The sequence below is a fragment of the Formosa algae genome, from assembly GCF_001439665.1.
In the GTDB taxonomy this organism is placed as follows: Bacteria; Bacteroidota; Bacteroidia; order Flavobacteriales; family Flavobacteriaceae; genus Formosa; species Formosa algae.
This window is the reverse complement of the sequence record NZ_LMAK01000040.1, coordinates 1-6,393: the sequence shown is the minus strand read 5'-3', so window position 1 is coordinate 6,393 and position 6,393 is coordinate 1. Positions and strand designations below refer to the sequence as shown.

The 6,393-nt window shown below is 33.6% G+C and carries 5 protein-coding genes; all 5 read right to left on the bottom strand.

All coding sequences use genetic code 11. The annotated features are described in order from the left end of the window. Positions 1-109: 109 nt before the first annotated feature. Positions 110-1,333 (bottom strand): exo-beta-N-acetylmuramidase NamZ family protein, encoded by a 1,224-nt coding sequence (locus tag AST99_RS10985; protein WP_370875291.1) that lies wholly within the window; start codon positions 1,331-1,333, stop codon positions 110-112. 15 nt (positions 1,334-1,348) lie between these two features. After that, complete coding sequence (locus AST99_RS10980) at positions 1,349-3,007, bottom strand: glycoside hydrolase family 3 protein (RefSeq protein ID WP_057781882.1); 1,659 nt, start codon at positions 3,005-3,007, stop codon at positions 1,349-1,351. Beyond that, on the bottom strand, positions 3,007-3,825 hold the full coding sequence (gene murQ / locus AST99_RS10975; protein ID WP_057781881.1) for an N-acetylmuramic acid 6-phosphate etherase: 819 nt from the start codon (positions 3,823-3,825) through the stop codon (positions 3,007-3,009). Before murQ ends, AST99_RS10980 begins: the two co-directional genes overlap by 1 nt. Positions 3,826-3,842: 17 nt before the next feature. Continuing rightward, complete coding sequence (locus tag AST99_RS10970) at positions 3,843-5,303, bottom strand: sodium:solute symporter (protein ID WP_057781880.1); 1,461 nt, start codon at positions 5,301-5,303, stop codon at positions 3,843-3,845. Between the two features lie 223 nt (positions 5,304-5,526). Then, positions 5,527-6,393 (bottom strand): SusD/RagB family nutrient-binding outer membrane lipoprotein (locus tag AST99_RS10965; protein ID WP_057781879.1); only part of this gene is annotated, 867 nt, incomplete at its 5' end.

Sequence of the window (6,393 nt, the reverse complement as noted above, 5' to 3'; positions counted from 1 at the left end):
TAGCATAATTTTGTTTTTTTATTGTTTTTGTAACACTATTTATTTACTGTAAAATATATTTTAAACACGCTATTATAAAACAACTAAGCTATATCAAACTGTATGCTAATTAGTTATATAACAGATATTTTTTTCTTTTATTTTTGAACACTTCTAATCCGGATTCCCATGTTTCTGCAATTTTGATAGCAGGCATCCCACTTTCAATTTGTTGTTGTAAATGTTTAATTCCTGATAATTTTGAGAAAAATGGATTAAAAAAACCATCTTTTTCTGGCGATGCATTATAGGCCTCTAACAACCAATTTAGGTTTAATGCATTAAGTTTTTCTATAGTTCTCAGGTCTCTTCCATAGCACAATTCTCCATTATATTTTGGCGATTTAGATCCGAAATTCGGTTCCGGAGTAAAACTAAAATCGAAAGTTGTATATGGTAATGAAGGTGCTCCGAATATTTGAAATTGCATTTCTGTACCACGACCACAACTTATAGTTGTACCTTCAAAAAAGCACAAACTCGGATACAAATTAACAGACACCGCATTCGGTAAATTTGGCGAGGGTTTTATTGGTAAATTATACGCAGAACTATGTGTATAATTTGTTAATGGGATGATTTTAAGATCACATTGTATGCCATTCTTTAACCATTTTTCACCATTAATCATTTTAGCATATTCACCAATCGTCATGCCATATACCACAGGAACGGGATGCATCCCAACAAAGCTTGTAAGTGATTCTTCAAGGATTGGTCCATCAATATAATGACCATTAGGATTTGGTCGATCTAAAACAATAACAGGAATATCTAATTCGGCACAAGCCTCCATGATATAATGCAACGTAGAGATATAAGTATAGAAACGAACTCCAACATCTTGGATATCGAACAACATAACATCAACATCTTCTAAGTGTTTTTTTGACGGTTTACTATTGCTTCCATAAAGAGAAATAATAGATAATCCTGTTTCAGCATCTACTCCATCTACAATATGTTCTCCTGCATCTGCCTTGCCACGAAAGCCATGTTCGGGAGCAAATACTTTTTTAACATCAATACGCAATGCCATTAAAGAATCTACAATATGGGTGTATTCCGAATGGTCTTCCGATTTAAACACAACACTGGTTTGATTCGCTGTAATTCCAACTTTTTTTCCTTTAAGAAATGGCAAATACAAATCTATTTGGTTAGCCCCCACACCTATTAGTGTATCTGAATTCACAACTCGAATATCTCGAGTCATAAGTTCTTTTTTTTGTTTAGAATGATCATTACAAGACAAGCTTACAACCATAATAACTATTAAACTTATGTATCTCATAATTACCATCACATTTTAATTAAAGTCAGCATTTATAGAAGCCGGCAAAGTCCCTAATGCTTCTTTTTTTCCAATTGTAATTTGTGCCGAAATACCTTGTGCCACCACTGTATTTTCATAAGATATAATTACACCTTCAATATTTTTAAAATCAAGTGCTTTTAAGCAATATTGACTCGCAAATACATTTAAAACAACCTGATTATCCTTTGCGATTTCCTCAATTAAAGCAGTATTATCTGAAGATATTTTTTTAACATCTCTATAATTTAATCTGTGATAACTAATAATTACTTTATCATATGCTTTAAGTACTTTTAGTAATTTTGACGGCTCAACATCTGAAACATCAGACACATTAGCGTCTAATTTTAATGCATTTAAAAACGTATTAGAATCGCCATCACCTAATTTTAAAAAAGCTGCTTTTTCTGTCTTATTGGTTTGTATAGGTAGAATCTGATTATTGTTTTTAGCAACAGTAATGGCATTTGTAAGTGCAGCTATATTTAGAGATTTATTCGTGTCAGAATTTAAATCGGCTACCAATCCTTCTGTTTCTATAGGTTTAAAATGATTTAAATTAACATCGTATTTAGCTGCTAATATTTTTTTTACAGAATGCGATAAACGCGCTTCTGTTATTTCATTATTATGGTAAGCTTCAACAATTTTAGAAATCCCTTTTGTTGCATTATTAGTAAACAACAAGACATCGTTACCTGCCTTAAAGGCGGCTAAATCTACATCGCCAGGTGCTTTATAATTTGCAACACCTTTCATATTTAAAGCATCTGTAAACACCAATCCTTTAAAGTCTAATTGAGTTTTTAAGATATTAGATACAATGTTATAAGATAGCGATGATGGCAATCCGATCTGAGTTTCTAAACTCGGCACATTTAAATGAGCCACCATAACACCGGCAACTTCTTTTTTAAACAAGGCTTTAAACGGATAAAACTCCACTTCTTCAATACGCTCTTTTGAAAAATTTACTGTAGGTAAGGTTTTATGCGAATCTGTAGCCGTGTCTCCATGACCAGGAAAATGCTTTGCACAGGCTAAAATGCCTTCACTTTGTATGCCTTCCGTAAAAGCTAAAGCTTTATTTGTAACGTTTAATTTATCTTCTCCAAACGAACGCACACCTATAATAGGATTATCAGCGTTTGTATTAATATCTACCACGGGAGCAAAATTTAAATGCACACCTAAACGTTTGGCATCGCGGCCGACTTGTTGCCCTATTTGCTTTATTATTGCTTCATCTTGTATTGCACCAAGCGTCATATTATACGGAAACCCAGAGGTGCTATCTAATCGCATATTTAATCCCCATTCTGCATCCATACCAATTAGCAAAGGCACTTTGGATATAGCTTGATACGAATTCGTCAAATTCGCCTGACGTACAGGTCCGCCTTGAAAGAATATAAGGCCACCAATTCCATTGGTTTGTATTAATTTTTGAATAGAATCTATATGTTTACTGTCTCGATTAGAATATGCAGCGACCATAAATAATTGTCCAACTTTTTCTTTTAAAGACATTTTATTATAGATACTATCTACCCATAATGCTTTAGGATCTTCTGTTTTAAATCTATAAGTATTTGGCACAAAACCCAATGAAAACAACGCTAGAACTCCTATTACTAAAATTCTTTTCATTAGTTAGCGGTGTTAAATTCATTAATAACATTTCTAACACTTTTATGTTTAAGCAATAGTTTTTTGGCTGTTTTCTCATCAATACCAAGTTCTTCAACAATCATCTTTACACCTCTTTTTACTAGTTTTTTATTAGACAATTGCATATTAACCATCTTGTTACCTTTTACTCGTCCAAGCTTAATCATAACAGTTGTAGAAATCATATTCAAGGCGAGTTTCTGTGCTGTTCCTGCTTTCATTCTTGTACTTCCCGTAACAAATTCTGGTCCGACAACTAATTCTATTGGATAATCGACTTCTAAAGACAAAGGAGAATCTTCGTTACAAGTGACACAGCCGGTAATAATGTTATGTGCTTTAGCTTGTTTTACACCACCTATTACGTAAGGTGTAGTTCCAGAAGCTGCAATACCAACTAGTACATCGTGTTCTGTAATATTATATTTTTTTAAATCTTCCCAAGCTAAATTGGTATCATCTTCGGCATTTTCTACAGCTTTTCTAAGCGCAAAATCTCCACCTGCAATAAGTCCAATAACCCAGTCGTCTGGCACGCCATAAGTTGGTGGACACTCAGAAGCGTCCAGCACCCCAAGTCTGCCGCTAGTTCCGGCGCCTATATAGAATAAACGTCCGCCAGCTTTCATTTTAGTATAAATAACATCTACCAATTTTTCTATAGAAGGCACTGCTTTTTCTAAAGCATAAGGCACTGTTTTATCTTCAACATTCATATTGGTGAGCAACTCGTTGGTGCTCATTTTCTCCAAATTATTATAGTCTGATGCTTGTTCTGTTGTTAGTTTATTTTTCATTTTCAGCATTTTTCAATTTAATTTATATTTTTTTTATCGCGATAAAGGATTAAACATATTACTGTTAAAAAAGCATTAACAAATATGTTCATAAACCCGAAATCGAAATCAAACCAAAGAATAAAAAAGTGGTTTAAAAGATAGGTTACTATAGGCATGAGTATACATATAAAAGGTACAGCTGCATCTTTTATATTGATTTTAGTAAAAATTCCAAACATATATAGTCCTAATAACGGACCATACGTATAGCCTGCAACTTTAAATATGAGCGAAATTACATTTCCTTTACTTTGAGAAAACACCATAATTATGATGAATATAACTACTGAAAAACCAAATAACACGAGGTTTTTCATAGATTTTTTTTCTTTTGAATTTTTATGATTAAAATCCATAAAATCATGGGTAAACGATGTCGTTAAAGCGGTTAAGGCAGAATCTGCACTAGAGAACGAAGCCGCCGTAATTCCTAAGATAAAACTTAAGCTGGCAATTGTTCCAAAATGATTTAAAGATAGCATTGGAAATAAGGTATCTGTATTGATAAATTTTCCGTTTTCTACATCCAATTGAATACCAAAACTCTCTGCATACATATACAACATCACACCCAAGCCTAAAAACAAGAATTGTGTAACAGCCAACACCAAACTAAAGGTTAAGATATTACGTTGCGCTTCCTTTTTATTTTTGCAAGTCAGTGTTTTTTGCATCATGTTTTGATCTAATCCAACCATAGCTACAGCGATTAGAACTCCAGAAATAAATTGTTTAAAGAAATTACTTCCTGAATTAAAATCCCAGTTAAAAATTTTAAAATACTCATGATTAATCACTGCTGTAGAAGTCTCTACAATACTTAAATTCAAAGCACTTTTAACAATATAAATTGTAACTCCTACAGAAAGCAATAAGAAGAATGTTTGCAAGGTGTCTGTCCAAACAATGGTTTTAATTCCAGATTTGTGCGTGTATAACCAAATTAGAACTAAAATAACAAGTACGGTTACAAAAAATGGAATATGAAAGGCATCAAAAACCGCATATTGTAAAATTTTAGCAGCTAATAACAGTCTAAGTGCTGCACCAAAAGATTGCGATATTAGAAAAAAAAGTGAGCCTGTTTTATAAGACTTAATCCCGAATCGCGATTCTAAATAGGTATAAATAGATACCAGTTTTAAATCGTAATAAATAGGCACTAAGACGTAAGTTATAAACACATACCCCACAACATTACCAAAAACGAATTGCAAATAGTAAAAGTAATTGGTTCCCACCATACCCGGAATAGACACAAAAGTAACTCCAGACAACACGGCGCCAATCATTCCGAACGCTACAACTTGCCAAGGCGATTTCCGGTCTCCTGTATAAAAAGAATCGTCGCTTGTGTTTTTTGACACCACATGAGATATTAGAAGTAGTACGCCAAAATACGCTGCTATAACTATTAAGATAAGTGTTGCACTCATGTATTTTTTATCGTTAAAAAGTTAAGGGTTAAATGTGTTTTTAATTTTATAATTTTTATAAGAAAAGGTTACACAAACAACTGTTATAAAAATTTAAAAAATGGTGAGAGAAGTAACCAATTTCTCTCACCTCAACTATTAATTCAAAACAAAACATGAATATTATTAACTTAAACATTAATAGTCTTAATTTTTATAGCAATTGCATTATGCTCTTAACATTTTACTCGGTATCCCACCATGTTCTGTCTAGAAGACCATCTCCGCCTTGTGCTGCAATTGCAGCTGCAACGGCATCTGGGTTATTTAATTCTTCTGAACTTGGGTAAGGAAAACGTCTTGGAATTTCACCTCCTGTAAGAAGTGCTGCTACATCTGCTGAAATTAATTCTGGGTATCCAGATCTTTTCCAATTAGAATACGTTTCAATACCATTACCAAAAGTGGCTACCCAATATTGTTCATTAATCATTTTTAAAGCTTGAGATGCATCAAACGGATTAGCCTCTAAATAGGTGGTAATTTGATCTGATGTGATAGGCACAACTCCATTTCCGTATATTGATAAGTAATCCATCGCAGCAGCAACACCTGTATTATAATGTGCTTCTACATCGCCATCGCCAGTTCCCCAACGTTCAGCTGCTTCAGCAACCATAAATTCAACTTCTGCATAGGTTTGGTAAAATAAAGGCGCATCATAAATAACGATACCACTTCCTCCAAAAATATTAATGTTTGGTTTTGAATTAGCAGTACCACGAGTAGGATCGTTTATATCTTGACCGAATTGAAGATCGTAAGATGTATCTCCATCTACTGTAGAACATAACACAGAGACTCTAGGATCGTTTCTATCTTTCATAAAATCCATAAGGGTTGCCGAAATTTTTATTTGAGTATCTGCTCTAGAAGAAAATGACTTAGTCAGCGGATTTACATTTGGACCACCATCGTCTGCATTATCTTCGTACATCACATAAGCAACATCATCATTACTTGTCATAACGCCTCTGCTAATAGCTTTAGCCGCCCATTCTTGAGCAGAACTATTATCTACTTTCACCAAACGCAATGCTAAACGCAACAT